Consider the following 23004-nt stretch of genomic DNA (forward strand, 5'->3'; position numbering starts at 1 on the left):
TAATGGTGGTAGAGATAGAAAAACCCTGGATGTTGGCGTTCGCCGTCTTCTTAGCTGTTGCCGGGGTGGCCGGGCTTCTATGGGACACAGGAGAGAGCGCGCTAGTGGTGGAATTGCTGTACTATCCAGCAGTTTTCATCAGTGCCGTTGGCTTCGGTTTGGCGTCTGTCGGAGTGGGGCCGTGGCAGTAACTACCTCCCGGTTTTGAACAGCCGGTTCCTCGCGCCATACCGCCGTTTTGTGTCTGATCGAAAACAAGCAAGGCTGCGTGAAGACGGTCGCTGATCCCGATGGCGCTGCGAGCCCGTCGACAAGCGGTGGACCAGCAACCGATAGTGACGATCGTTCAAGCCCGGTCAGACGTCGAGTCGGTCAGCAGTGACCATGCACCACGTTGGCGTCGTGATGATTGGCGATTCCCTCGGGATCCGGCTCGTGACCCTCGGTCTGTGCCCCAGACCGAGAGTTCGGAATTCGATATGACGCCTTCGAATGCTCTGGCCGCGGCCGGACTTTTCTTGACGAGGATAGTTGCGTTGTGGCCCTCGATGGTCCACACCTCGCAATCACTCCCCTCAACACCGACCCTCGCCCCGCTCGGGTCGGCGATCGATCTCAGGCGTCAGCGGTCGCGAGCGCCTCGATCGCGATCTCGGCCTCCGTGTCCTCTATCTCCCAGGTCTCGCGGAGTCCGTCCTCGACGGCCTCGAACGCGTCCGCCCGGACTTCCTCGGCGATCAGATCGCGATGCTCGTCGACGAAGGCAGCCACACGATCCTCGACCCCGATCTCCACTCGAATGCGCTCGTCCATGTCGAGATCCAACTCTTTGCGCATCTCGTTGCCACCTTTTTCGTCCTCGGGTTCGCTCCCTTCGCTCGCGAACCACTCGTCGAAAAACGTGGGCGAAAAAGACCGGCCCTCGCTCCGCACCTCCGTCGCTGTCTCAGGCGTCGGCGGCCGCCAGCGACTCGATCGCGATCTCGGCCTCCGTGTCCTCGATCTCCCAGGTCTCGCGCAGGCCGTCCTCGACCGCTTCGAAAGCGTCGGCCCGGACTTCCTCGGCGATCAGATCGCGATGCTCCTCGACGAACGCCGCAACCCGATCGTCGACCGAAATCTCGACGCGGATGCGCTCGTCCATGTCGAGATCGAGATCCTTTCGCATCTCCTGGATCCGGCGGATCACCTCACGGGCGTACCCCTCGCTCTCGACGTCGTCGGTGATCGTACAGTCGACGTAGACGACGCCCTCGCCGTCGAGCGCCTCGAAGGCGCTCTCAGCGACGTGATCCGGCGAGTGGCGGACGATCTCGACCATCGATTCGTCGAGGTCGACGTCTTCGAGTTCGGTCGCGGACTCGACGGCGGCTTCGAGTGCGTCGATCGTCGGTTCGTCGACGCGCGCGTCGTTCAGCGCCTGCATGACGGCCTCCGCATCGGCCCCGAAGGCGGGCCCGAGCGCGCCCATGTCGGCGTCGGCCCCGTAGGTCAATTCGGCCCAGGGCTCGGCGGCGTCGAGCACGCGCACCTCCCGGGCGTTCAAACGCTCGCCGAGCAAGTCGGTGTGCGCGTCGAGTGCGGCCGCCAGGTCGGCGTCCTCGGGGTCGACGACGACCTCCGGGACGGGCCAGCGGAGTTTGCGTTCGGCGCGCTGGCGGGCGTTCGACCCCGCCTCTTCGGCCGCGCGCACGGCCGTGATCTCGGCGTCGAGGCTGGCGTCCTGGTACGCGGCGTCGACCGCGGGCCAGTCACACATGTGCACCGTCGGGTGGCCCGCGTCGCCGGTGAGATGCTGGTAGATCCGCTCGGCGGTGTGGGGGGCGTACGGTGCGAGCAACCGACAGACCGTTTCGAGGACGTGATACAGCGTCGCGTACGCGGCCCGCTTGCTCGGGCTATCGGCGGGCTCCCACATCCGCTCGCGCACTTCCTGGACGTAGAGCCGCGAGACGTCCTCGACGATAAAGTCGAGCAGCGCGCCGACCGCGCGGTCCTGCCGGAAGTTTTCGAAACTCTCGGTCGAGGTCTCGATGACCGACTGAAGCCGACTGAGCACCCACCGATCGACGGTGTCGAGGTCGCCCGCGACGGCGTCGAGATCGGTTGCCTCGGGATCGAACCCGTCGAGTCGCATGTACGGCAGCGGGAACCGAAAGACGTTCCAGAGGATGTTCAGCCGGCGCTCCATCGCCTCGCACTCGTCGTACGAAAAGCGCATGTCGTCGCCCTGGGGCGTGACCGAGAGCAAAAAGAGGCGCATCGGGTCCGCGCCGTACTCCTCCATGACTTCGCCGGGTTCGACCGTAATGTTTCGCGATTTCGACATCGCGCGACCGTCGGGCATCAACGCGTGCCCGTGCATGAGGACCGACTCGTAGGGCACCTGATCGAGCGCGGCGGTCCCCATGCCGAGTTGCGACCAGAACCATCCGCGTGTCTGGTCGTGGGCCTCGATGATGACGTCCGCGGGCCACAACTCCTCGAAGGCGTCCTCGTCGCTGGGGTAGCCCAGCGAGCCCCACGAGGCGACCGAGGAGTCCAGCCAGACGTCGAAGACGTCGGGCACGCGCGTGTAGATCACGCCGTCCTCGGTGATCGTCAACTCGTCGACGGTGTCTTTGTGGATGTCGACGCCGTCGGGATCGATCGACTGATCGACGCGATCGGCGAGTTCTGCGCGGTCGCCGATCACGATCACCTCGCTCATGTCGCCGTCCCACGCGATGGGTTCGCCCCCGACGGTCTCCGTGGGCGTCCAGATCGGGATCGGGATTCCCCAGTAGCGCTGCCGGGAGACGTTCCAGTCGGGCGAGTCCTCGACGAAGTCGGTAAAGCGCCCGTCGCGGGCCGATTGGGGGTACCACTCGCTGTCCTGGATGTTGTCGAGCAGATCCTCCTTGACGTCGGTGACCGTGATGAACCACTGGTCGGTCACCAGGCGGACGATGTCCGTATCGCAGCGCCAGCACTGCCCCTCGTTGACGGTATGCCCCGATTCGCTCGCGAGCAGGCGACCGCGCTCGCGGAGGTCCGCGATCACGCGGTCGTTGGCGTCCCGGACGAACGTGCCCGCGTACGCGCCAGCGGCGTCGGTATACACGCCGTCGGGGCCGACCGGACAGAAGATCGGCAGGTCGAGTTCCTGCCCACGCTCGAAGTCCTCCTCACCGTGGCCCGGCGCGGAGTGGACCATCCCGGTCCGGTCGCTTTCGACGTAGTCGGCGGCGTACACCTGGCCCGCGCCGTCGGCGTGGGTCGCGGCCGGGGCTTCGCCCACAAGATCGGCGAGCGGGTGGTCGTACTCCCACCCGACCAAATCCTCGCCGGACAGGGTTTCGCGGACCTCGCCGTCCTCGTACCCAGCAGCCTCGACGACGTCGTCGCGACAGGCCTCCGCGACGTAGATGAGTCGCTCGTCGTCGCCCGTCCCCACCGAAACGGCCTGGTAGGTCGCCTCGGGGTCGATCGCGACGAACGTGTTCGCGGGGATCGTCCACGGCGTCGTCGTCCAGATGACGAGACTCCCCTCGCGATCGATCAGATCGAAGGCGACGTAGATCGAGGGCTTCTCGACGGTGTGACGCTCGACTTCGTTGTTCGCGATCGCGGTCTCACAGCGCGGGCACTGGTTGATCGACCGCTGGCCCTGTTCGACCAGGTCGCGCTCGTGAGCGCGCTGGAACCCCCACCACGCGGCCTCCATGTACTCGGGATCGATCGTCTTGTACGGATCGTCCCAGTCCATCCAGACGCCAAACGACTCGAAGTCGGCACGAAGCCCGTCGAGTCGCTGTTCGGCGTAGTCCTTGCACTCGTCGATGAAGGCGTCCTCACCGAACGCCTCGATGTCGCCTTTGTTCTCGAAATCGAGTTTTTGCTCGACTTTCGTCTCGATCGGCAGGCCGTGCATGTCGAAGCCCGGCCGATCGGTGACGTCGAAGCCCTGCATGCGGAAATACCGGATGTAGGCGTCCTTGAGCGTCTTGTTCAGTGTCGTCCCCATGTGTGCCGACCCGGTCGTATACGGCGGGCCGTCGAGGAAGTACAGCGACTCGCCGTCCGATCGGTGGGCTTTCGTCCGTTCGTAGGCGTCGACCGCCGACCAGTGGGCCCGGGCCTCTGCCCGGGTCTCCTGGGGGTCGAACTGTTCGGAAACTTCGGCGAACCGGTCCATACCGATGGCATTCGGGCCACCGCTAAAGGCGACTCGGTCGACAGCCCAGACCGGCGATCCGAAACGTTTCTGTTCGTCGGCGGGACACTCCGGGTATGGCAACACACTCGTCGATGGCGTACGGGCGCTGGACGCGCCTCGGGTTCGCGACCGGCGCACTGCTGTTCGTGGTCGGGGTCCTCGGGCATCTCGCGGTCCCCGCGTTCACCGGGCCGGCCCCCGACTGGGTCGGCACACTATTGTTCGACATGGAGGTACTGGGCGTGCTCATCGCGCTGTTCGTCCCGCTCCTTTTCGGGATCGTCCTCCCGCTGACGGAGTAAGGTTCACAGCTGTGCCGCGATTCGTTCTGCGAAGTACGTGACGATCAGGTCGGCGCCGGCCCGCCGGATCGCATTCAGCGATTCCAGTGCGGTCGCGTCGAGATCCAGCCAGCCCCGATCGCTCGCGGCGTGGAGCATGGCGTACTCCCCGGAGACGTTGTACGCCGCGACGGGCACGTCGACCGCGCGGTCGACCGCACTGACGACGTCGAGGTAGGCGAGCGCGGGCTTGACCATCACGGCGTCCGCGCCCTGTTCGATGTCGAGGGCGACCTCGCGGAGCGCTTCGTCGCCGTTTCGAGGATCCATCTGGTAGTGTCGGCGGTCACCGAACGCGGGTGCGCCGTCGGCGGCGTCCCGAAAGGGGCCGTAAAACGCCGACTCGTACTTCGCGGCGTAGCTCAGAATTGGCACGTCGGCGTACCCACTCGAATCCAGGCGCTCGCGGATCGCGCCGACCATCCCGTCGGTCATCGCTGACGGCGCGACGATGTCCGCGCCCGCCGCGGCGTGACTTGCGGCGGTCGACGCGAGACGGTCGAGCGTCGCGTCGTTGTCGACGGTCAGCCGAGGGGCGTCGCGCGCCTCGGCTTCGAGGATGCCGCAGTGGCCGTGGTCGGTGTACTCACACAGACAGACGTCGCTGATGACGGTCACGTCGGTCGCGTCGTCGATCGCTCGGATCGCACGCTGGACGACGCCGTCTGTGGCGTCGGCGCGAGTCCCGCGGGCGTCTTTGGCCTCGGGAATGCCGAACAGGATGACCGTCTCGACGCCGGTCGCGCGGACCTCCTGGACGCGGTCGACGACGGCGTCGAGCGGAACGCGTTCCTGCCCGGGCATCGACTCGATCGAAACGCGCTCGTCGGTGGTCGCGTCGACGAACACGGGCGCGACGAGGTCGCTCGGTGCGAGGCGAGTCTCCGCGACCAGTTCACGCAGACCGTCCCGACGCAGACGACGGGGGCGACGGTGGAGGCTCATGGCTGCCGATGCGGCCCGGCCGGCGAAAGACGTTGTGTTCACTCCGTCGCGACGACGAGATCCGCGGCGAGTCGCGCTGCCGACACCGCGTCGCTGCCCAGCACGTACGTGATCGGTTCGAGCGCGAACCCACCGGGATGGTAGACCACGCGTGGGACCGACCCCCGATCGACGAGTGCGTCGCGCAGGTCCGCGAGGTGGTCCTCGTGGTCCGCGTCGAAAGCCAGCGGTTCGATCCCACGCTCACGAGCGGCCGCGAACAGGCCGTCACGCGTCGCGAGGTTGAGCGCACCACCGATCGCGGGATCGACGTCCCGAGCGGCCAAAATTGCGCGTGCGACGTGTCGTGAGGCCCCGAACTCCGGGTTCGCGGGCACTTCGACGCGCCCCTGGATCGCGTAGATCCGCCCCGGAATCGCCGCGACGTCGATCGGATCGGTCGCGCCGGGGAGTGCCGACCCGACGTTCGTACCGACCGCGGGCACGAATTCGGCCATCCCACCGGTCTGAGCGAGGATTCGAGCGGCTTTCCGGACGGTCGCGAGCGTCTCGCGCTCGGCGGCGACCCGTTCGTCGGGCCCGCGCACACAGAGATCACAACTCATCCCCTCCAGTTCGGGCGATTCGGCCTCGTGGAGCGTACACAGCGGCCCGCGATCTTCGAGTGTCTCGATGAGTTCCAACAGGTCGGCCAGTGCGGCGTACTCGTCACCGGCCGCGAGTTCGGCGGCGATCGATTCGACGGCCGCCGTCGTCTCTGGGTGGCCAGCGATCTCGCCGCCGGGCGGGTCGCCGCTGAGATACTGGCTCACCGCGGCCTGGGTCACGCCGAGGCGATCAGCGATCTGCTGTTGGGTCAGATCGCGATCAGCGAGCCGCCGCGCGATCAACGCTCGAACGGGCGGCAAGACGTGTTCGACGACGAGTTCCTGTGGCGCGACCAGTCCCATGCGAGCGGGTTCGTGCCGTCCGGCAAAAGCGTGGGGATGCGCGTCGGCGGCCGAACCCGATTTGACAGCCGCCGGAGATCTCCGATCGGAGCGGACATTGCGCTGCAAACGTCGATCGCGTCAGCCCTCGACGGCGTGGTCGTCGAGGGTCTCGCGTTCGATCCGGTCGAGGGCGTGCTCGTGGGTCGCTGCGAGCACGACCGGCGGCGCGCAGTCGGCGGCCAGCGCCTCGATCCACCGGTCGACACAGAGACACCACCGATCGCCGGGGTCGAGGCCGGGAAAGTCGAGTGCGGGCTGGGGCGTCCGGAGGTCGTTGCCCCGCTCTGCAGAGTACTCCAGAAACTCCGCGGTGAGTTCGGCACACAGACAGTGTTCGCCACGGTCGCCGGTGACGTCGCGACAGTACCCATCGCGCAGGTAGCCAGTCACGGGGTCGACACTACAGGGTTCGAGTGGCTCTCCCAGCACACTCTGCTGATCGCTCGTCTCGGACTCGCTGTTGGTCATGGCCGATCGTCGGGAGTCCGTGTCCATATCGGTTGGGACAGTCACACTCGATCGCCGGAGTATCGGTCGTGCGCGCCGCTCTCGGGATCGTACTCAGTCGTCGCTCTCGATCGCGTTCTCGGCGTGCTCACAGACGGCCGCCGACACCGTCGGGAGCCCGCTGGTGTCGTGGGTTCCCGTCGGTGGGAGGTTCACGCTCGCAGCGGCCGACTCCGCGAGGTCGACCGATCGGTTCAGGTCGGCCATCGAGTCGCCACGAGCGTCCTGATCGATCCGCATCGAACAAAAGTCCGCGCCGCACATCGAACAGTAGCGTGCCTCCTTGTGGGTGTCATCGGGGAGTGTCTGGTCGTGATACGATTTCGCGCGGTCTGGATCGAGGGCCAACTCGAACTGCCGGCGCCAGTCGAAATCGTAGCGGGCCGCCGAAATCGCGTCGTCCCAGTCGCTCGCGCCCGGTTTCCCGGCGGCCACGTCGCCCGCGTGCGCGGCGATGCGGTAGGCGGCGAGTCCGTCCCGAACGTCTTCGTCGTCGGGCAGGCCGAGATGCTCTTTCGGCGTCACGTAACACAGCATCGCGGCGCCGTGTCGGGCGGCCTCGGTCGCACCGATCGCGCTCGTGATATGGTCGTAGCCCGGCGCGACGTCGGTCACCAGCGGCCCGAGCAGGTAGTAGGGCGCGCCGTCACAGATCTCGCGCTGCTGGGCCATGTGATCGCCGATCTCGTCGAGTGGCATGTGGCCCGGGCCCTCGACCATGGTCTGGACGCCGTGCTCGCGAGCAACCCGCGTCAACTCACCCAGCGTCCGCAACTCGGCCAGTTGAGCAGCGTCGTTGGCGTCCGCGATCGCCCCCGGGCGGAGGCCGTCACCGAGCGAGACGGTGACGTCGTGGGCGGCGAAGATTGCGCAGATCTCCTCGAAATGGGTGTACAGCGGGTTCTGGGCGTCGTGGGCCTCCATCCACTCAGCCATGATCGACCCACCGCGGGAGACGATACCCGTCACCCGACCGTCGGTCTTCGGGAGGTGCTCGCGCAGCACGCCCGCGTGAATCGTCTGGTAGTCGACGCCCTGCTCGGCCTGCTTTTCGATGACCTCGAGCAGGAGATCGACGGTGATGTCTTCGGGACTGCCCGCGCGCTTGACGGCCTCGTAGATCGGGACCGTTCCGAGCGGGATCGGGGAGTGTTCGACGTGGGCGGTCCGGATCGAATCCAGATTCGACCCGGTCGAGAGGTCCATCACGGTGTCCGCGCCGTACTCGATCGCGGTGTGCAGTTTCTCCCGCTCGGTGTCGTAATCGCTGGTGGTCTCGCTCGTCCCGATGTTGGCGTTGATCTTCGTGCCGAACTCCGCACCGATGATCATCGGATCGAGCGCGTCGTGAGCATGGTTCGAGGGGATGACGGCCTCGCCCGAAGCGACGGACTCCCGGACGACTTCCGGGTCGCAGTTCTCGCGTTCGGCGACGCGGTCCATCGCCGGCGTGACCTCACCGTCGCGGGCGCGTTGGAGCTGGGTTCGTGCCATCGATAACTCGTTAATATTACTGCGTAATAATCGTGGCGGTGTGATCGACAGTCCAGCAGTGACCGATCGGGTCGGCGGCTGTCGATTCCGATAATCGGCGGGGTCGATTTAAGTGATCAAGCGCCGACGGTCAGAATGACAAATGGTGGCAGATCCCAATAGCGGTCTGGGGCCGCTGGGCCAGGTTCGATCGGTCCTGGGCGACGTGCGGTCAGTGATCGGTCGGGGACCTGGCGACCCCGGACCGTATCGGCCGGCCGAACAGGACACCCTCGTGAGTGCCGAGGGGATCGAGGGCACCGAGGTGGATCGCTACTGGTTGCGCCCGCCGTACGCGTTCGCGGTCATCACCTACGATCGACGGCGTGACGAACACGCGTATCACGTCGTCGAACCGACCCTCGACCCCCGGGAGCGAACCCTGCTCGACCGGACGATGGAGGACGTTCGCGCGCCGTTGCTCTATCGCGAATCGGTCGATATCGACCCCGAGGCGGCAATCCGTGCCGAACTGTTCGACCGTCTCGACGAGTACGGCGCGGATCTCACTCCGGCCAGCGCCCACCGGATCTTCTACTATCTCCACCGGGAGTTTCTGGGCTACGGCAAGATCGATCCGTTGCTCGCGGACCCGAACGTCGAGGACATCTCTGCCGACGGGATCGGCGTGCCGGTCTACGTCTATCACGACGCCTACGACGACGTGCGGACGACCGTGGTCTACGACGCCGACGAACTCGAAACCGTCGTCGTTCGTCTCGCCCAACGCTCGGGGCGACACGTCAGCATCTCCGATCCGGTCGTCTCGACGACGCTGCCGGACGGATCACGGATCGAACTGGCCTACGGGACGGAGGTCACGCCCCGTGGGTCGGCGTTCACGATCCGGAAGTACGCCGACGATCCGTTCACGCCGATCGATCTCCTCGAGTCGGGCACGGTCGATCTGGAGATGCTCGCCTTCCTCTGGCTGGCCGTCGAGCACAACAAATCGCTGTTGATCGCGGGCGGGACCGCCGCCGGGAAGACGACGACGATGAACGCGCTGTCGATGTTCATCCCGCCGGGATCGAAGGTCCTGACGATCGAAGACACGCGCGAACTCTCCCTGTATCACGAGAACTGGCTGTCGGCGGTCACCCGCGAACGGATCGCTGAGGACGAAGACATCTCGATGTACGACCTCCTTCGGTCGGCACTCCGTCACCGCCCGGAGTACATCCTCGTCGGTGAGGTCCGCGGGAGCGAGGCGATCACGCTGTTCCAGGCGATGAACACCGGGCACACGACGTTCTCGACGATCCACGCCGATTCGGTCCAGCGGACGATCAACCGCCTCGAAAACGAACCGATCAACGTCCCACGTCCGATGGTCGCGAGTCTGGATCTACTCTGTGTGCAGGTGTTGACGCGTCGCGGTAACGAACGTGTCCGGCGCGTGCGGACGCTCGCTGAGATCGAGGACATCGATCGCCGGAGCGGTGATCTCGACTACACCGAATCGTTCGAGTACGACACCCGGACGGACGAGTTCCAGCGCGGGAACACCGGGTTGATCGGTGAAATCGTCGACGAACGCGACTGGTCACGTGCACGCGTCCTCGAAGAACTCCGCGATCGATCACGGTATCTCGACGCACTCCAGCGACATGGCGTCGACGACTACCGGCGGTTTACCGCACTGATCAACGAGTATTACGCCGATCGAGCGGCCGCGCTCAGATCGATCGGCATCGAGGGGCCTGACCGCTAATGGCGGTCGTCGGCCTCGCCCCCCTTGCTGTCGCACTCGTGGGGGCCGTGTTGCTCCTGGCCCGGTCGAAGGTTGGGCCGGTGGATCGCGCACTCACCCGGATCGCCCTCCTCGTGGCGCCGGCGGTTCCCGAGCGTCCCGACCGTCGCCGCCTGCTCGGAGCGGCGGCGGTCCCGACGACGTATCGAACGTACGCCGCGGAATCCTGGGTGCTCGCCGCACTCGGTGGGTTGATCGGTGGCGTCGTCGGCGTCTATCTCTCCGGATGGATGCTCGTCGGCCTCCCGATCGTCGCCGGGGTTGTCTCGCTCGCCGTCTCACGGCCGGGACTCGCCGTCCTCGTCGCCGTCGGTGGCTTCATCGCCGCCGGGTTGACCGCCTCCGGGATCTCGCTGTGGCGCTGGCAGCGTCTCAACAACCGCGCGATCGAGCGACGCCGCGCGATCGACGCTGCGATCCCCCGGACCGTCGCGTTCATGTACGCGCTGACCCGCGGGGGGACCTCCGTCACCGATGCGATGTGGACCATCGGGTCGCATCGCGAAATCTACGGCGCGGCGGCCGACGAGATCGACGTCGCCGTCCGCGAGATGGAATTGTTCGGCGCTGACGTGGTGACGGCGACCCAGCGAATGGCCTCGCGGTCTCCCAGTGACCGCTTTCGGACCTTCGGTGAGAACCTCGCGAGCGTGCTCCGAAGCGGACGCAGTGTCTCGGAGTTCTTTCGCGAGCAGTACCAGCAGTTCAACGATGCCGCGGCCGACCGACAGGCCGAACTCCTCGATCGTCTCGCGACCGTGGCCGAGGCGTACGTGACGATCCTCGTCGCGGGAGTCCTCTTTTTGTTGACGATCCTCTTCATCATCGGATTGACCGTCTCGGAGACGCTCGCGATCGTTCGCGCACTGGTGTATCTCATGATCCCGCTCGGAACGCTCGCGACGATCGTCTACCTGGATCAGTCGCTCCAGGGCATCGACGTCGTCGAACGCACTCCGACCGATCTGGCACCCGATCGGGACGAGCGGGCCACGACCGCGGTCGATCCGTCGACGCGGCGTCGACTCGCGATCGCGGACCGCGTTCGTGCCCTCAGAGGGGTGGTCGCTGACCCGTGGACGACGTTTCTCGACCGGCCGATCCGGAGCCTCGTCGTGACGGTTCCGATCGCTGCCATCGTTTTCGGCGCCGTCGTCGTCAGTCTCGACCTCTCGACGATGCCAGTCCACCGCCTCGACGACGCCGTGGTCTGGGCCCTGTTGCTCGTGGCCGGTCCGTACAGCGTCCTCCGAGCCCTCCACCGTCGGCGCATCCGACGCGTCGAGGCTGCCGTCCCGGACCTGCTCGATCGCCTCGCGAGTCTGAACGAGGCGGGCATGTCCATCGTCGAGTCGATCGAGCGAGTCCGAGAGAGTGATCTCGGCCCGCTCGATCCGGAGGTCGACGCCCTCTGGCGGGACTTGCAGGTCGGCGCGACCGTCACGCAGGCCCTCGATCGGTTTCAGGCGCGCGTCGGGACGGCGACCGTCGCGCGTGTGACGACACTCGTCGCGAACGCCCACCGCGCGAGTGGGACGCTCGGGCCGGTGCTACGGATCGCTGCCGACGACGTCCAGTCGACGCTCAGACTCCGCCACCAGCGTCGCCAGGAGATGTTCACCTATCTGATCGTCGTCTACATCGCCTTCGGCGTGTTCGTGCTCATCGCCCTCGTCGTTCGCCTGGTCTTGATCCCGAGTCTTCCCGAGGTCACGACTGTCAGTTCGTCGTCGATCCCGAGCGGTGGCTCGCCACTCTCCCAGGTCGGGACGGCCAACCGCGCGGCGTACGCCGTCGTTCTCTCGCACGCGGTGCTCGTCCAGGCCGCGTGTTCGGGCCTCGTCGCCGGCCAGATCGGTGAGGGACGCGTCGCGGACGGGGTGAAACATGCCGCGATCATGGTCGCACTGGCGTATCTGATCGTCGTCGTTACGACCGGGCCCGTCGCGGCGATTACGGTCGGTGGGGCCTCTGGCACGACGATCGAAGTCGACTCTGCGACCCTGTCGAACGGCGGGTATCTCGTCGTCCACGAGGAGAGCGCCGACGGACCGATCGTCGGTCGGACCGACCATCTCGCGCCCGGCACGCACGGCGATCTCACGATCGCACTCGATCGACCGGCGACGGACGTCGAGGTCGTGGCGTATCGCGACGCCGACCGTGATCGCGTGTTCGACCCCGATCGCGACGTCTCGTATCCAGAGGGCCCGGGTCGGCACGCGGTCGGGCTCTCGATCTGACGCGAATCGAACGGGTTTTTGTGCTGGCTCGTGGAGACTCCGCGAGGACGCGTGGCCTAGTGGACAGGGCGAGAGGTTCCTAACCTCTCGATCGCGGGTTCGAATCCCGCCGTGTCCGACCACCTTTTTCTTCGTCGGGTTCGCTCGCTTCGCTCGCGAACCACTCCTCGAAAAACGTGGGCGAAAAAGACCCGAGCGTTCGCTTCGCTCACGCTCGGTGAAACGGCTCGCTTCGCTCGCCGTATGCGTCGACCACGACGTGGATTGTGACGAACCACTATCCGACCGTATCCGTCGAAGGAACTCTTTCGAACCCGGACCGAAACGGAGAGCGCTCTCGCTACCCGGTCGGGAAAACTCGGAAAATCGATCGACTCAGGCGATCGTGAGGCCGTGCTCTACGCGGGCGTGTTCCAGGAGCTCGTCCGTGGAGTCGAACTGCTCACCGCACTCACACGAATGGTAGGCCGTCGTCGCCTGGCGTGTCGCCATACCCAATACTCGGGGTGGGACTATCATAATTCTTCGTGCTTTATTTCGCAGTCTCTCCTGCGAATCGACTGCCGGCGGCGAATATTACTGTAATTCGTTCGAGGGCTGCAATAGCTCGGTGAGTCCGTCAGCGAGGGTCGAGCGGTCGAGCACGGCGTCGGCGTCGGGGTGGGCCGTCGCGCCGTTCGTCACGACCTGTGCGGTCCGGAGGCCGGCGCTGGCCGCGCCACGGACGTCATTGTCGGGGCCGTCCCCGACGAACAGCGTCCGTTCGGGTGAGACACCGAGACGGTCACAGAACGCCTCGTAGACCGCGGGGTCGGGCTTTCGCGCGTCGATCGCGCCGGTGATCACCTCCACGTCAGCGACACCCGAAAGGCCCACGGCGTCGAGTTTCGCGCGTTGAGCCCTGACGGGGCCGTCCGTGCAGATTCCGACGCGGCAGCCTCGATCGCGGGCGACCCGGATCGCTGCGCGGGCCTGGGGGAGGAGCGTGACGGCGTCGGCCATCGCCGCACAGTAGGCGTCAGCGAGCGCCGCGGCGTCGTCGGGGCACAATCGCTCGAAGATCGGTTCGCGCGTGCGATCGATCCGATCGGCGGGGACTGCGTCGTGCGCGTCGAGATACGCCTCGCGATCGATCGGGGCGACGCCTGCCGTCGCGCAGGCGCTCGCGAGGAGGTCCGAGCGATCCCGCTCGGGGACGATCAGCGTCTCGTCCAGGTCGAACCCGACGGCGTCGATCGGCCCGTCCATCGGGTCGAACGCAGCGATCGAAACGCTTGTGGCTGTCGGTCACGCGCCCCCGTCATGGCCTTTTTCGACCGCCTGGCCGAGCGGATCGCCGCCACGGACAGCGTCGTCTCCGTCGGCCTCGATCCCGACCCCGACCGTCTGCCGGAGCACGTGACCGATCGCGACCTGCCGCGATGGGCGTTCAACCGGCGCATCATCGACGCGACCCACGAGTACGCGGCGGCGTACAAGCCCAACGCCGCGTTCTACGAGGACCCCGACGGCTGGCGCGCCCTCGAAGAGACGATCGCCTATGCGCACGGCAAGGACGTGCCGGTCGTCCTCGACGCCAAGCGTGCGGACATCGGGAACACGGCCCGGCAGTACGCCCGCTCGCTCGATCCCGATGGGCTGAACGCCGACGCGATCACCGTGACGCCGTACATGGGTCGGGACGCGCTCGCGCCGTTTCTGAACACCGACGCGGGCGTGTTCGTTCTCGCGCGCACGTCGAATTCGGGCGGTGCGGACCTCCAGGACCTCGAACTCGCTTCCGGCGAGACGGTCTACGAGCGCGTCGCGGGGATGGCTGCCGACCTCCAGGGCGAGGTCGGTCTCGTCGTCGGGGCGACCGCGCCCGAGGAACTCGAAACCGTCCGATCGATCGCGCCCAACTGTCCGTTCCTCGTGCCGGGCATCGGCGCGCAGGGCGGTGACGCCGAGGCGGCCGTCGAGTACGGGCTGAGCGACGGCGTCGGACTCGTCAACTCCTCGCGAGGGATCATCTTCGCGGGCGAGACCGCGTCGGGTGACGACTACTTCCGCGCGGCGGGCGCTGCGGCCCGTCAGTTGCGCGATCGGTTGAACGACTCGCGGTAGCGAATCCGACGTAACATTCACATGCCGTCCGGTCGCTGTGTGATCCATGGGTCTGATGAGCAAAATCCTCGGCACGACCGGCGCCACCCGCGGTACTGACGACTACGTCGAACTCGACGCCGGGGAGTACTCTGCAGCCACGACCGACGCCGACGAGCAGGTTCACATCGCCCGGATCAGCGACAAGACCGACATCGTCGAGATCAAAGACGCCATCTACGACGGCGACATCGTCGTCGCGGACATCACTCGTCACACGACGGGCGACCGCACGATGGAGCACATCACCGACGAACTCAAGCAGGTCGCCCGCGAGGTCGGCGGTGACATCGTCCTCAAAGACGACGACCAGTTGATCCTCACGCCGGCGGGGACGGCGATCAGCCGCGAGCGCCTCGATCGATAATCAGACGGAGTCGGCTTCGTCCGGGCTGTCTTCGACGTCTCGTTTCAGCGATTCGCGTCGCGCCTTCGCGTCGCGACCGGTCGCCTCTTCGAGGAAGTCGTTTTTCGCGTCGACGGCGTCTTCGGCGGCGTCGACGTGCCCCTCAGCGATGACCTCTTCGGCCGGCCGCTCGTCGATCTGGAGCGCGAGGCGGTCCTTTTTCGAGCCGTAGTCGACGGTGCCGGCGACGACGCGGTCGAACACTGGGTTGTCGGGGTCGTCGACGACGAACAGTTGAGTGTCGTCGTACGGTTCCGTGCCTGTGATCTCACCGAAGTACTCTGTGATCGTGGACTCCATGTCTTCGATCCGGTCGGAGAGATACTCACCACGCCGCATCTTGTATTCGCGCATGGCCCCCGATTCGCCAGCGGATGGTTTACCGGTTACGCTCCCCACGACCCCCCGACACGCCCTGACACCCGCTCAGCTGTCGGCCTGTTCGAGCGATCCGGTGTGACACTCCGGACAGTAATCGCCCGCCCGGAGTGACGCGCCCTCGGTGTCGGTGGTGAATCCACACTCCGGACAGCGGTAGGTCCCCTCCGGGACGGTCGTTCCCGGCCCGCCAGCGTCGTCCGGCCCCAGGTCGAGGCCGTCGTCGACGCTCTCGGCGGCCTCTTCGCTGGTGTCGTCGCCTACGATTTCGTCGTCGCCGCTCACGATCTCCGCGTCCTCGTTCGTCCCGATGTCTGGCTCACTGTCGTCGGGCCACTCGCCGGGTGCGCGCCCCTCGTCGTCATCGTCGTCATCGTCGTCGTCGAGAATGATCCCGTCGTCTTCGGCCGCCGACCTCGGCGGTTCGAACTCGCTTCCGGACGAATCGATCGTCGAGCCAGTCTCGACAGTGCGGGGCGACCGATCGCCAGTATCGGTGTCGGACTTGGACGCTCTCCCGGAGTCCGATGGGCCGCTCGTCGCCGGTCCGCTCCTGCGTTCGTCGCTCTCGGGCGTCTCGATCGCCGTCACCTCCTTGTTCTCGGAGACCACGCGCGTTTCACCACAGCGGCGACAGGTCTCGACGGTCCGTTCGACGATGACGACTTCGTTGCCGGACTCCTCGCGGTCGCGGTCGGTCGTCCGGTCGTCGAAGGCGTGCCCGAGGATCGAACACTTGAGTCCCATTACCGTAGTATGGCGACGGTCGGCAGATAAGCGTACTGCCGGCGATCAGTCGTCGGCGACGCGCTGGCGATGCATCAACCCCTGCATGTCCGCGGTGGTCGCTGCGAACTCTCGGAACGCGTCGCCGGTCGCGCCCTCCGCGCGGACGATCGGTGCGCCCGAATCGCCGTGTTCGCGAACCTCCGGATCGAGTGGGATCGACCCCAGGAAGGGGAGATCCGCTTCCTTCGCGAGGGTCTCGCCGCCGCCCGTCCCGAAGATGTCGTGAGTCGAATCACAGTCGGGACACCGGAACGTACCCATGTTCTCGACGATGCCGAGCACGGGCGTCTCGTGCTCACCGAACATGTCGAGGCCCTTTCGGGCGTCCGCGACGGCAACGTCTTGGGGTGTGGTGACGACGACCGCGCCCGTGACGGGGACGGTCTGGAGCAAGGTGAGTTGGGCGTCGCCGGTGCCCGGTGGGAGATCGACGATCATGTAGTCCAGATCGCCCCACGCGACGTCCTCGAACAGCTCGGTCAGGAGGTTGTGGACCATCGGGCCCCGCCAGATCACGGGTGCGTCGTCACCGAGCAGGAAGTCGATGCTCATCAGCTTCAGGCCGTGTTTCTCGGGCGGTTCGATGCGGTCGTCGTCGGTCGCGCCCGCGCGCTCGTCTGCCCCGAGCATGTGGGGGACCGACGGGCCGTAGATGTCGGCGTCGAACAGGCCGACGTCCGCGCCCATATCGGCCAGTCCCGCCGCGAGGTTGACCGACACCGTCGACTTGCCGACGCCACCCTTCCCCGAGGCGACGGCGATGACGTTCGTGACGCCGTCGAGGACCTCACTGCTCGTCATGTCGGCGGGCAACGATGCAGTGAGTTCGATCGGTTCGTCGAACGCATCGCGAACGGCCTCTGCGATCGCGGTTTCGGTCGGTGCGAACGGTGCGCCGAGTGCGAGATCGACGTGGACCGTCCCCTCGTCGATCCACACCTCGTTTACCAGGCCCAGCGAGACGATGTCGTCGCCCAGGTCGGGGTCCTCGACACTTCGCAACCGGTCGCGCGCGGTGGCTTCGTCCATGCGTCCGCTTTCCGGCCCCGTGCCGAAAGGCTTCCGTCACTGGCGGCGATCGCCGGTGTGGACCGACACGCTCACTTCCGCCGGGGAGCTATCGATACCGTGGCCTACGACGCCCTCCTGTTCGATCTCGACGGCGTGTTGCTGACGGGGTATCACACCGACCGGGCGATCTATCGCGCGGCGGCCGCCGACGCGGTCACCGACGCGGGCCGCCCCGGCGATCCGCCCGACGGACTGGTCGACCCCGACGAGAGCCGCGACGTCCGCCGAGCATGCGCGCCCCTGGATCTCGATGCCTCCTCGGTCTGGGGGTATCGCGAGCACAGTGCGACGGTCCGCGAGAACGAGCAGATCCGATCGGGCGAGCGCGTCCCCTTCGACGACGCGAGCGTGCTCGCGGATATGGCCGATCGCCAGATCGCGATCGTCTCGAACAACCGCCAGGGCACCGCGCTGTTCGCCCGTGAGCACACCGGACTCGACGCGATCGACGTGGTGCGCGGCCGGTACCCCTCGCTCGCAGATTTCGATCGGATGAAACCCGACCCTGCCTTCCTCCACGACGCACTCGACGCCCTCGATGTCGCGCCGTGTGACGCGCTGTTCGTCGGTGATCGGCGCTCGGACGTCGCTGCCGGGCGGAACGCAGGGACCGACACCGCGCTGCTCGTCCGGGATGGTGACCCACCCGTGGGCGACCCCGATCCGACACACGTCATCGACTCGCTCGACGCCATTCCCGATCTGGGCTGATCGATCGCGGCTTTCGGTACGTCTTTGTCGCGTGGGACCGGCCATCGCGTATGTTCGAGAGTGGCGCGTTCGTCGCCGAGCAGTTCGGGGACCTGACCGACGAGCAAGTTCAACCCAACGGCGTCGACCTCCGCATCGAGGGCGTCTTCGAACCCGACGAACCCGGACGGATCGGGGTCGACGGTAAACACGTCGCCGAGCGCCGGGAAATCGAACCCCGCGAGACGGACGGCCGGGCGGTCTACCATCTCGATCCCGGTGGGTACGTCGTCACCTACGAGGACCGCATCGCGATTCCCGACGAGCACGTGGGCCTCCTCCTGCCACGCTCCTCGCTACTTCGCAACGGCGCGACCCTCGAAACGGCGGTCTGGGACGCGGGCTACGAGGGTCGCGGCGAGGGCCTGCTCATCGCACATCACCCCATCGAGATCGAACGGGGCGCGCGCATCGGCCAGTTGATCGTCGCCGAGGCCGAGCACTCGGGAACCTACGACGGATCGTATCAGGGTGAGCGGATCGAGGCCGACGGCGGGTCCTGACCACGAGCACCGATCGGTCGTCGGTGCTCTCGCTGCCGACAACCCCTGACCCCATCGTCAGACCCATGCCACTCGGTCGGCAACGCGAATCAATGCCGACGGTTCGGATGGGATCGCGGTTGCACTTCGGCTTTCAGAACCTCTCGCTCGCGCGCGAACGCCTCTACGGTGGTATTGGCGTGGGGATCGCAGAGCCACGGATGGCCCTCCACGTCGAGCGCGCCGACACGATCACCAGCGACGACCCCGTCGCGGCGCCGTATCTCGAAGCGGCCTGCGAGCATCTCGACGTGCCAGGAGCGGAACTCTCTGTTCGCGAGCGCCCGACCCACCACGCGGGCTTCGGGACGGGGACGCGACTCGCGCTCGGGGCCCTCCTCGGGGTCGCCCGCGCGTACGATCGATCGGTCGATCTGCGCGCGGCGGCCCCCGCGCTCGACCGGGCGGGCCGGAGTGGCGTCGGCGTCGCGACGCTGGAGGCGGGCGGCGTCGTCCTCGACGGCGGGCACCCCACCGAGCGGTTCACCACCGAGCCACCCGCGCGCGGCGCGTGGACGACGCCGCCGGTGATCGCCCGGCACGCCGTCCCCGAGGATTGGCGATTCCTGCTCGTGACGCCGATCGACGCCGCCGGACCGTCGGGCGACGCCGAGGACGGCCAGATCCGCGCCGCCGTCGAGCGTGCGGACCCGGGGATCGCAGACGAAATCGCGACGCTCGTCACCCAGCGATTGTTGCCCGCGATCGCCGCCGGCGACCGGATCCCGTTCGGGCGCGCGATCACGCGACTCGGACGGCTCAACGGTGCGTGGTACGCCGACGAACAAGGCGGGGTCTATCGCCCGCCCGCTGGCGACATCGTCGATACGTTGCGTGATGCGGGCCCGATCGACGGGGTGGGTCAGTCCTCGTGGGGCCCGACGATCTACGGGCTGATCGATCGTGCGGTGAGCGATCGCGCCCGTGAGATCGGCCAGGCGGCGCTCAGGGATGCGGGCGTCGAGGGACAGGTTCGGGTCGTCGCCCCGGATCGTCAGGGCGTGACCGTCGGCTGACGCGCTCCCGGGCGTTCGTCGGTCGGCACCATGCCAGTGAGACCGGCCGTGACCGCGCGTGTTTTCGGTGGCCGGGTCGGAAGCCGGATCATGAACGTCGCCATCGTCAGTGACGCGCACATCCCCTCGCGCGCCACAGAGATTCCCGATTCAGCGAAAGAGCGTCTCCGTGACGCCGATCACGTCATCTGTGCGGGCGATTTCGACAGTACGGACGGATACGCGCGATTCGTCGACCTCGCACCGCGGATGACGGCGGTCGCGGGCAACACCGATCCCCGGAGTCTCGACCTGCCGGACGTCGCGACGGTCGAGTTGGAAGGCGTCACCTTCGTCGTCACCCACGGCGACGGCCTGGCCCGGTACGCGATGGGGCTGGCCGATCTCGCTGAACGAGAGGCGCCCGACGCCGACCGTCTCGTCGCCGTCGCGGGCCACACCCACGACGTCCTCGACGAGCGCGTCCAGTCGGTCCGGATCGTCAATCCGGGAAGCGTGACCGGTGCGGCCCCTGCGCGCCGGGCGACGCTGTGTCACGCGACGGTCGCGAACGGCGAGATCGACCTCGACCTGGTCGAACTGGACTGACGCTATCCGTCGATCGCGTCGGTCACGACTCGCTCCAGGCGGTCGGCCAGCGCGTCGTGGGTCGCCGTGACGGTCACCGGCCCGATTTCGCGTTCGGGGCACCCGGCCGCCTGGGTCACCAACTCGCCGGCGACGCGTTCGCGCTCGTCGGGCCGAATGGCGACGATGGCGTCGAGTCGCCCCTGAGCACACTGCGAGTAGTGGACGACGGGCGCCCAGCTTTCGATCACGCGCTTGGCCGTCCCGCGCGTCTCACTGACGACCGCACGGAAGGTCTCGTCCAACTCGCCCGGGCCATCGATCGCTTCGATCACGGGCGATCCGATCACGACGCCGACGGTGCTCTGTTCGACCGGGAGGTGATCGCTCTCCGCGACGGCGACGCGGTGCCCGTCGAGTCGGCACCCGTCGGGCGTCGCGACGTAGCGATCACCGACGATCGGCAGGTCGACCGCCGTCGCGCGTGGCTGTCCGTCCTCGACGGCAGTGACCGCCGATCCGAACGTCGGCAGGCCGACCGTGAAGTTGTTCGTCCCGTCGAGTGGGTCGACGACCCACCGGATCGACCCCGATCCGGGGTGCTCGCCCGATTCCTCGGCGCTGATCGGGTCGTCGGGCCGGCGCTCGCGGACGATGTCGAGAATGAGGCGTTCGGCCTCGCGGTCGGCGTCGGTCGTCACGTCACCCGCCGAATAGTCGGCGTCGAGATCGTCTCCGAATCGATCGGCAAGATAGGGGCTGGCCGCGCCCACCGCGGCGTCGGCCACCCTGGCGAGATCGTTCATATCGACGGTCGGGCGTCAGGCCCGATGAGCCGTTCGATCGTGGCATCGCGGGGCTTTTTACCGCGCCAGACCCCCGATCGAGTATGCAGATCCGCGCGGTCGACGGGATCCCCGAGATCCGCCCCGGCGACGATCTGGCGGCGGCGATCGGTCGCGAGGCCGATCTGGACGCCGACGTGCTCTGCGTGGCGTCGACGGTCGTCGCGAAGGCCACCGGTCGGTACGCCGATCTGGCGGATTACGAGCCCAGCGACCGGGCGCGATCGATCGCCGACCGGATCGACCGGGCCGATCCACGTTTCATCGAGGCCGTGATCCAGGAGAGCGAGGAAATCGTCCTCGAAGATCCGTTCGTCCTCGCGGTCACGCCCTTTGGCCACGTCGGCGTCAACGCCGGGATCGACCGCTCGAACGCCCCCGGTGGCGACATCCTCCTGTTGCCCGAGGCGCCGGGCGAGCACGCCGCCGCCCTCCGCGATTCGCTGGCCGCGGAGGGTTTCGAGGGAGGGGTGATCGTCACCGACACGTCGGGGCGGCCGTTCCGTGCGGGCCAGCGCGGCGTCGCCCTCGGCTGGGCGGGCCTCCCGGCCTGTCGAGACTATCGGGGCGAACACGACCGCGAAGGTCACGAACTCGAAGCCACGGTCGAGGCCGTCGTCGACGAGTTGAGCGCGGCGGCGAATCTCGTCATGGGCGAAGCCGACGCGGGCCGGCCCGCCGCGACGATCCACGGCTTCGAGTTCGGTGACCACGACGAGAGCGACCGACTGTTTCGCGACCGCGAGACCGATTTCGTCCGCCAGGCGCTCGCGACGTTCGACGTCGACTCACAGCGGTAATGCACACCAATGATCGCCATCGAGATCACACCGGACCGACCGATCGAGGACTGTATCGCACTCGCGACGGCCGCCGAAGACGCAGGTCTCGACGCTGCGCTCGTGAGCCACCACTACAACAATCGCGATCAGTGGATCGCCCTCTCCGCGATGGCGACCGCGACCGAGGCCATCGATCTTGGGCCGGGCGTCGCGAACCCCTACGAGACCCATCCCGTCACGCTCGCCGGGCGAATGGCGACTCTGGACGAACACGCGGGCGGGCGGGGCGTCTTCGGTGTCGGCGCGGGTGATCGCAGCACGCTCGCGAACCTCGGGATCGATCGCGATCGACCGCTCAGGCGCGTCCTGGAGACCATGCAGGTCGCACGCGACCTCTGGGCGGGCGAACGCGTCACGCACGACGGCACCTTCGTGGCCGACGACGCCGGCCTGAACTTCGAATCGGGATCGATCCCGGTGTACGTCGGCGCTCAGGGCCCGCACATGACGCGTATGGCCGGGAAATACGCCGACGGGATCCTCTACAACGGGGCACACCCGCGCAATCTGGCGTGGGCGGCCGAACGGGTTGCAGAGGGTCGATCCGAGCGCGACGAGGACCGCGATCCGCCGCTCCTCGCGGCGTACGCGAGCGTGTCGATCGACGACGACGCCGACCGCGCCCGAGACGCCGCTCGCGAACCCGTCGCGTTCATCACAGCGGGTGCGCCCGACCCCGTCCTCGATCGCCACGGCATCGACACCGACCGGGCGGGTGAGATCGGCGCGGCGATCCAGCAGGGGGCGTTCGGGACCGCTTTCGAGGCGGTCACGCCAGCGATGGTCGACGCGTTCGCCATCGCGGGGACGCCTGCGACCGTCGAGGACCGACTCGCGGCGTTTCCCGACGCGGTCGACGGCCTCGTCGCCGCCTCGCCGCTGGGGCCCGACCCCGAGCGCGCGATCAGTCTCCTCGCGGATGCCGTCGCCCGATCCGGGGCGATCTGAACAGATCGATCCCCGCGCCCAGCGCGAGGCCGCCGAACAAGCCGAGTGCGACCGTCACGAGCAGGCCACCCATCGCGACGAGCAAGGCGGAGACGACGTCGGCCGTGGCGATGTCGATGAATTTGCCGGGCATCGCGAGTGCGTCCCCGAGGAGTCGGGTGAGGAGTGCTTCGATCATACCCACCGTTCGGGG

Annotated in this window: 24 protein-coding genes and 1 tRNA gene; 13 read left to right on the forward strand and 12 right to left on the reverse strand. The window is 67.3% G+C overall.

What is annotated here, in order from left to right; all coding sequences use genetic code 11:
* Positions 1-2 precede the first annotated feature (2 nt).
* The gene (locus HARCEL1_RS05525) at positions 3-191 is read left to right on the forward strand and encodes a hypothetical protein (protein ID WP_108381568.1); all 189 of its coding nucleotides are present in this window, start codon (positions 3-5) and stop codon (positions 189-191) included.
* A 424-nt stretch (positions 192-615) separates the two neighbouring features.
* On the opposite strand, the gene HARCEL1_RS05530 is transcribed toward HARCEL1_RS05525, so the two are convergent.
* Positions 616-837: a DUF5915 domain-containing protein gene (locus HARCEL1_RS05530; protein ID WP_159077034.1), complete on the reverse strand. Its 222-nt coding sequence runs from the start codon at positions 835-837 to the stop codon at positions 616-618.
* A 109-nt stretch (positions 838-946) separates the two neighbouring features.
* Entirely contained in the window at positions 947-4177 is a 3231-nt protein-coding gene (gene ileS, locus HARCEL1_RS05535; protein WP_108381570.1) for an isoleucine--tRNA ligase, read from the reverse strand.
* A 95-nt stretch (positions 4178-4272) separates the two neighbouring features.
* Here ileS and HARCEL1_RS05540 point away from each other — a divergent pair, with 95 nt between their 5' ends.
* Positions 4273-4500: a DUF7860 family protein gene (locus tag HARCEL1_RS05540; RefSeq protein WP_108381571.1), complete on the forward strand. Its 228-nt coding sequence runs from the start codon at positions 4273-4275 to the stop codon at positions 4498-4500.
* Positions 4501-4503: 3 nt separating this feature from the next.
* Here HARCEL1_RS05540 and hemB read toward each other — a convergent pair whose 3' ends face one another.
* From hemB to thiC, 4 genes are all read right to left on the reverse strand, one after another.
* Positions 4504-5484 carry a porphobilinogen synthase gene (gene hemB / locus HARCEL1_RS05545; protein WP_108381572.1) on the reverse strand — a complete coding sequence of 327 codons (981 nt, stop codon included), beginning with the start codon at positions 5482-5484 and terminating at the stop codon, positions 4504-4506.
* A 38-nt stretch (positions 5485-5522) separates the two neighbouring features.
* Positions 5523-6434 (reverse strand): thiamine-phosphate synthase family protein, encoded by a 912-nt coding sequence (locus HARCEL1_RS05550; RefSeq protein WP_108381573.1) that lies wholly within the window; start codon positions 6432-6434, stop codon positions 5523-5525.
* Positions 6435-6554: 120 nt separating this feature from the next.
* A complete protein-coding gene (locus HARCEL1_RS05555; RefSeq protein ID WP_108384101.1) occupies positions 6555-6944 on the reverse strand; it encodes a DUF2237 family protein in 390 nt (129 codons plus the stop codon).
* 93 nt (positions 6945-7037) lie between these two features.
* Complete coding sequence (thiC, locus tag HARCEL1_RS05560; RefSeq protein ID WP_108381574.1) at positions 7038-8477, reverse strand: phosphomethylpyrimidine synthase ThiC; 1440 nt, start codon at positions 8475-8477, stop codon at positions 7038-7040.
* A 145-nt stretch (positions 8478-8622) separates the two neighbouring features.
* Here thiC and HARCEL1_RS05565 point away from each other — a divergent pair, with 145 nt between their 5' ends.
* From HARCEL1_RS05565 to HARCEL1_RS05575, 3 genes are all read left to right on the forward strand, one after another.
* Positions 8623-10230: a type II/IV secretion system ATPase subunit gene (locus HARCEL1_RS05565; RefSeq protein ID WP_233357419.1), complete on the forward strand. Its 1608-nt coding sequence runs from the start codon at positions 8623-8625 to the stop codon at positions 10228-10230.
* Positions 10230-12512 (forward strand): type II secretion system F family protein, encoded by a 2283-nt coding sequence (locus tag HARCEL1_RS05570; RefSeq protein WP_108381576.1) that lies wholly within the window; start codon positions 10230-10232, stop codon positions 12510-12512. The genes HARCEL1_RS05565 and HARCEL1_RS05570 overlap by 1 nt, the downstream gene beginning before the upstream one ends.
* 45 nt (positions 12513-12557) lie before the next feature.
* Positions 12558-12630 (forward strand) — tRNA-Arg (locus HARCEL1_RS05575).
* A gap of 458 nt (positions 12631-13088) precedes the next feature.
* Here the strand turns inward: HARCEL1_RS05575 and HARCEL1_RS05580 are convergent.
* Positions 13089-13760, reverse strand: coding sequence for an HAD family hydrolase (locus HARCEL1_RS05580; RefSeq protein ID WP_108381577.1), 672 nt, complete (start codon positions 13758-13760; stop codon positions 13089-13091).
* A 54-nt stretch (positions 13761-13814) separates the two neighbouring features.
* Here HARCEL1_RS05580 and pyrF point away from each other — a divergent pair, with 54 nt between their 5' ends.
* Positions 13815-14618 (forward strand): orotidine-5'-phosphate decarboxylase, encoded by an 804-nt coding sequence (gene pyrF / locus HARCEL1_RS05585; RefSeq protein WP_108384103.1) that lies wholly within the window; start codon positions 13815-13817, stop codon positions 14616-14618.
* Between the two features lie 46 nt (positions 14619-14664).
* Positions 14665-15024: a cell division protein SepF gene (locus tag HARCEL1_RS05590; RefSeq protein ID WP_108381578.1), complete on the forward strand. Its 360-nt coding sequence runs from the start codon at positions 14665-14667 to the stop codon at positions 15022-15024.
* On the opposite strand, the gene HARCEL1_RS05595 is transcribed toward HARCEL1_RS05590, so the two are convergent.
* From HARCEL1_RS05595 to HARCEL1_RS05605, 3 genes are all read right to left on the reverse strand, one after another.
* Positions 15025-15417, reverse strand: a complete 393-nt coding sequence (locus HARCEL1_RS05595; protein WP_108381579.1) for a DUF5611 family protein — start codon at positions 15415-15417, stop codon at positions 15025-15027.
* A 72-nt stretch (positions 15418-15489) separates the two neighbouring features.
* Positions 15490-16188 (reverse strand): DUF7093 family protein, encoded by a 699-nt coding sequence (locus HARCEL1_RS05600; protein ID WP_108381580.1) that lies wholly within the window; start codon positions 16186-16188, stop codon positions 15490-15492.
* A 45-nt stretch (positions 16189-16233) separates the two neighbouring features.
* Positions 16234-17259: an Mrp/NBP35 family ATP-binding protein gene (locus tag HARCEL1_RS05605; RefSeq protein ID WP_108381581.1), complete on the reverse strand. Its 1026-nt coding sequence runs from the start codon at positions 17257-17259 to the stop codon at positions 16234-16236.
* A gap of 99 nt (positions 17260-17358) precedes the next feature.
* Here HARCEL1_RS05605 and HARCEL1_RS05610 point away from each other — a divergent pair, with 99 nt between their 5' ends.
* The 4 genes from HARCEL1_RS05610 (at position 17359) to HARCEL1_RS05625 (ending at position 20197) form a co-directional block, all read left to right on the forward strand.
* Positions 17359-18012 carry an HAD family hydrolase gene (locus HARCEL1_RS05610; RefSeq protein WP_108381582.1) on the forward strand — a complete coding sequence of 218 codons (654 nt, stop codon included), beginning with the start codon at positions 17359-17361 and terminating at the stop codon, positions 18010-18012.
* Positions 18013-18062: 50 nt separating this feature from the next.
* On the forward strand, positions 18063-18554 hold the full coding sequence (locus tag HARCEL1_RS05615) for a deoxyuridine 5'-triphosphate nucleotidohydrolase (RefSeq protein ID WP_108381583.1): 492 nt from the start codon (positions 18063-18065) through the stop codon (positions 18552-18554).
* A 92-nt stretch (positions 18555-18646) separates the two neighbouring features.
* The gene (locus HARCEL1_RS05620) at positions 18647-19609 is read left to right on the forward strand and encodes a GHMP kinase (RefSeq protein WP_108381584.1); all 963 of its coding nucleotides are present in this window, start codon (positions 18647-18649) and stop codon (positions 19607-19609) included.
* A gap of 90 nt (positions 19610-19699) precedes the next feature.
* Complete coding sequence (locus HARCEL1_RS05625) at positions 19700-20197, forward strand: metallophosphoesterase family protein (RefSeq protein WP_108381585.1); 498 nt, start codon at positions 19700-19702, stop codon at positions 20195-20197.
* Positions 20198-20199: 2 nt separating this feature from the next.
* Here HARCEL1_RS05625 and HARCEL1_RS05630 read toward each other — a convergent pair whose 3' ends face one another.
* On the reverse strand, positions 20200-20982 hold the full coding sequence (locus HARCEL1_RS05630; protein WP_108381586.1) for an inositol monophosphatase family protein: 783 nt from the start codon (positions 20980-20982) through the stop codon (positions 20200-20202).
* 83 nt (positions 20983-21065) lie between these two features.
* Here HARCEL1_RS05630 and HARCEL1_RS05635 point away from each other — a divergent pair, with 83 nt between their 5' ends.
* Both HARCEL1_RS05635 and HARCEL1_RS05640 read left to right on the forward strand, forming a co-directional pair.
* Positions 21066-21821 carry a coenzyme F420-0:L-glutamate ligase gene (locus HARCEL1_RS05635; RefSeq protein ID WP_108381587.1) on the forward strand — a complete coding sequence of 252 codons (756 nt, stop codon included), beginning with the start codon at positions 21066-21068 and terminating at the stop codon, positions 21819-21821.
* Between the two features lie 9 nt (positions 21822-21830).
* Positions 21831-22811, forward strand: a complete 981-nt coding sequence (locus HARCEL1_RS05640) for a 5,10-methylenetetrahydromethanopterin reductase (protein ID WP_108381588.1) — start codon at positions 21831-21833, stop codon at positions 22809-22811.
* On the opposite strand, the gene HARCEL1_RS05645 is transcribed toward HARCEL1_RS05640, so the two are convergent.
* A complete protein-coding gene (locus HARCEL1_RS05645; RefSeq protein WP_108381589.1) occupies positions 22768-22989 on the reverse strand; it encodes a hypothetical protein in 222 nt (73 codons plus the stop codon). The genes HARCEL1_RS05640 and HARCEL1_RS05645 overlap by 44 nt on opposite strands.
* Between the last annotated feature and the right edge of the window lie 15 nt (positions 22990-23004).

This window comes from Halococcoides cellulosivorans (assembly GCF_003058365.1).
Classification (GTDB): domain Archaea; phylum Halobacteriota; class Halobacteria; order Halobacteriales; family Haloarculaceae; genus Halococcoides; species Halococcoides cellulosivorans.

Excerpts from the sequence above, each read along its gene's own strand:
- HARCEL1_RS05525 (WP_108381568.1), top strand. The coding sequence starts at position 3 with ATGGTGGTAGAGATAGAAAAACCCTGGATGTTGGCGTTCGCCGTCTTC.
- HARCEL1_RS05530 (WP_159077034.1), bottom strand. The coding sequence starts at position 837 with ATGCGCAAAGAGTTGGATCTCGACATGGACGAGCGCATTCGAGTGGAG.
- ileS (WP_108381570.1), bottom strand. The coding sequence starts at position 4,177 with ATGGACCGGTTCGCCGAAGTTTCCGAACAGTTCGACCCCCAGGAGACC.
- HARCEL1_RS05540 (WP_108381571.1), top strand. The coding sequence starts at position 4,273 with ATGGCAACACACTCGTCGATGGCGTACGGGCGCTGGACGCGCCTCGGG.
- hemB (WP_108381572.1), bottom strand. The coding sequence starts at position 5,484 with ATGAGCCTCCACCGTCGCCCCCGTCGTCTGCGTCGGGACGGTCTGCGT.
- HARCEL1_RS05550 (WP_108381573.1), bottom strand. The coding sequence starts at position 6,434 with ATGGGACTGGTCGCGCCACAGGAACTCGTCGTCGAACACGTCTTGCCG.
- HARCEL1_RS05555 (WP_108384101.1), bottom strand. The coding sequence starts at position 6,944 with ATGACCAACAGCGAGTCCGAGACGAGCGATCAGCAGAGTGTGCTGGGA.
- thiC (WP_108381574.1), bottom strand. The coding sequence starts at position 8,477 with ATGGCACGAACCCAGCTCCAACGCGCCCGCGACGGTGAGGTCACGCCG.
- HARCEL1_RS05570 (WP_108381576.1), top strand. The coding sequence starts at position 10,230 with ATGGCGGTCGTCGGCCTCGCCCCCCTTGCTGTCGCACTCGTGGGGGCC.
- HARCEL1_RS05580 (WP_108381577.1), bottom strand. The coding sequence starts at position 13,760 with ATGGACGGGCCGATCGACGCCGTCGGGTTCGACCTGGACGAGACGCTG.
- pyrF (WP_108384103.1), top strand. The coding sequence starts at position 13,815 with ATGGCCTTTTTCGACCGCCTGGCCGAGCGGATCGCCGCCACGGACAGC.
- HARCEL1_RS05590 (WP_108381578.1), top strand. The coding sequence starts at position 14,665 with ATGGGTCTGATGAGCAAAATCCTCGGCACGACCGGCGCCACCCGCGGT.
- HARCEL1_RS05595 (WP_108381579.1), bottom strand. The coding sequence starts at position 15,417 with ATGCGCGAATACAAGATGCGGCGTGGTGAGTATCTCTCCGACCGGATC.
- HARCEL1_RS05600 (WP_108381580.1), bottom strand. The coding sequence starts at position 16,188 with ATGGGACTCAAGTGTTCGATCCTCGGGCACGCCTTCGACGACCGGACG.
- HARCEL1_RS05605 (WP_108381581.1), bottom strand. The coding sequence starts at position 17,259 with ATGGACGAAGCCACCGCGCGCGACCGGTTGCGAAGTGTCGAGGACCCC.
- HARCEL1_RS05615 (WP_108381583.1), top strand. The coding sequence starts at position 18,063 with ATGTTCGAGAGTGGCGCGTTCGTCGCCGAGCAGTTCGGGGACCTGACC.
- HARCEL1_RS05620 (WP_108381584.1), top strand. The coding sequence starts at position 18,647 with ATGCCGACGGTTCGGATGGGATCGCGGTTGCACTTCGGCTTTCAGAAC.
- HARCEL1_RS05625 (WP_108381585.1), top strand. The coding sequence starts at position 19,700 with ATGAACGTCGCCATCGTCAGTGACGCGCACATCCCCTCGCGCGCCACA.
- HARCEL1_RS05630 (WP_108381586.1), bottom strand. The coding sequence starts at position 20,982 with ATGAACGATCTCGCCAGGGTGGCCGACGCCGCGGTGGGCGCGGCCAGC.
- HARCEL1_RS05635 (WP_108381587.1), top strand. The coding sequence starts at position 21,066 with ATGCAGATCCGCGCGGTCGACGGGATCCCCGAGATCCGCCCCGGCGAC.
- HARCEL1_RS05640 (WP_108381588.1), top strand. The coding sequence starts at position 21,831 with ATGATCGCCATCGAGATCACACCGGACCGACCGATCGAGGACTGTATC.
- HARCEL1_RS05645 (WP_108381589.1), bottom strand. The coding sequence starts at position 22,989 with ATGATCGAAGCACTCCTCACCCGACTCCTCGGGGACGCACTCGCGATG.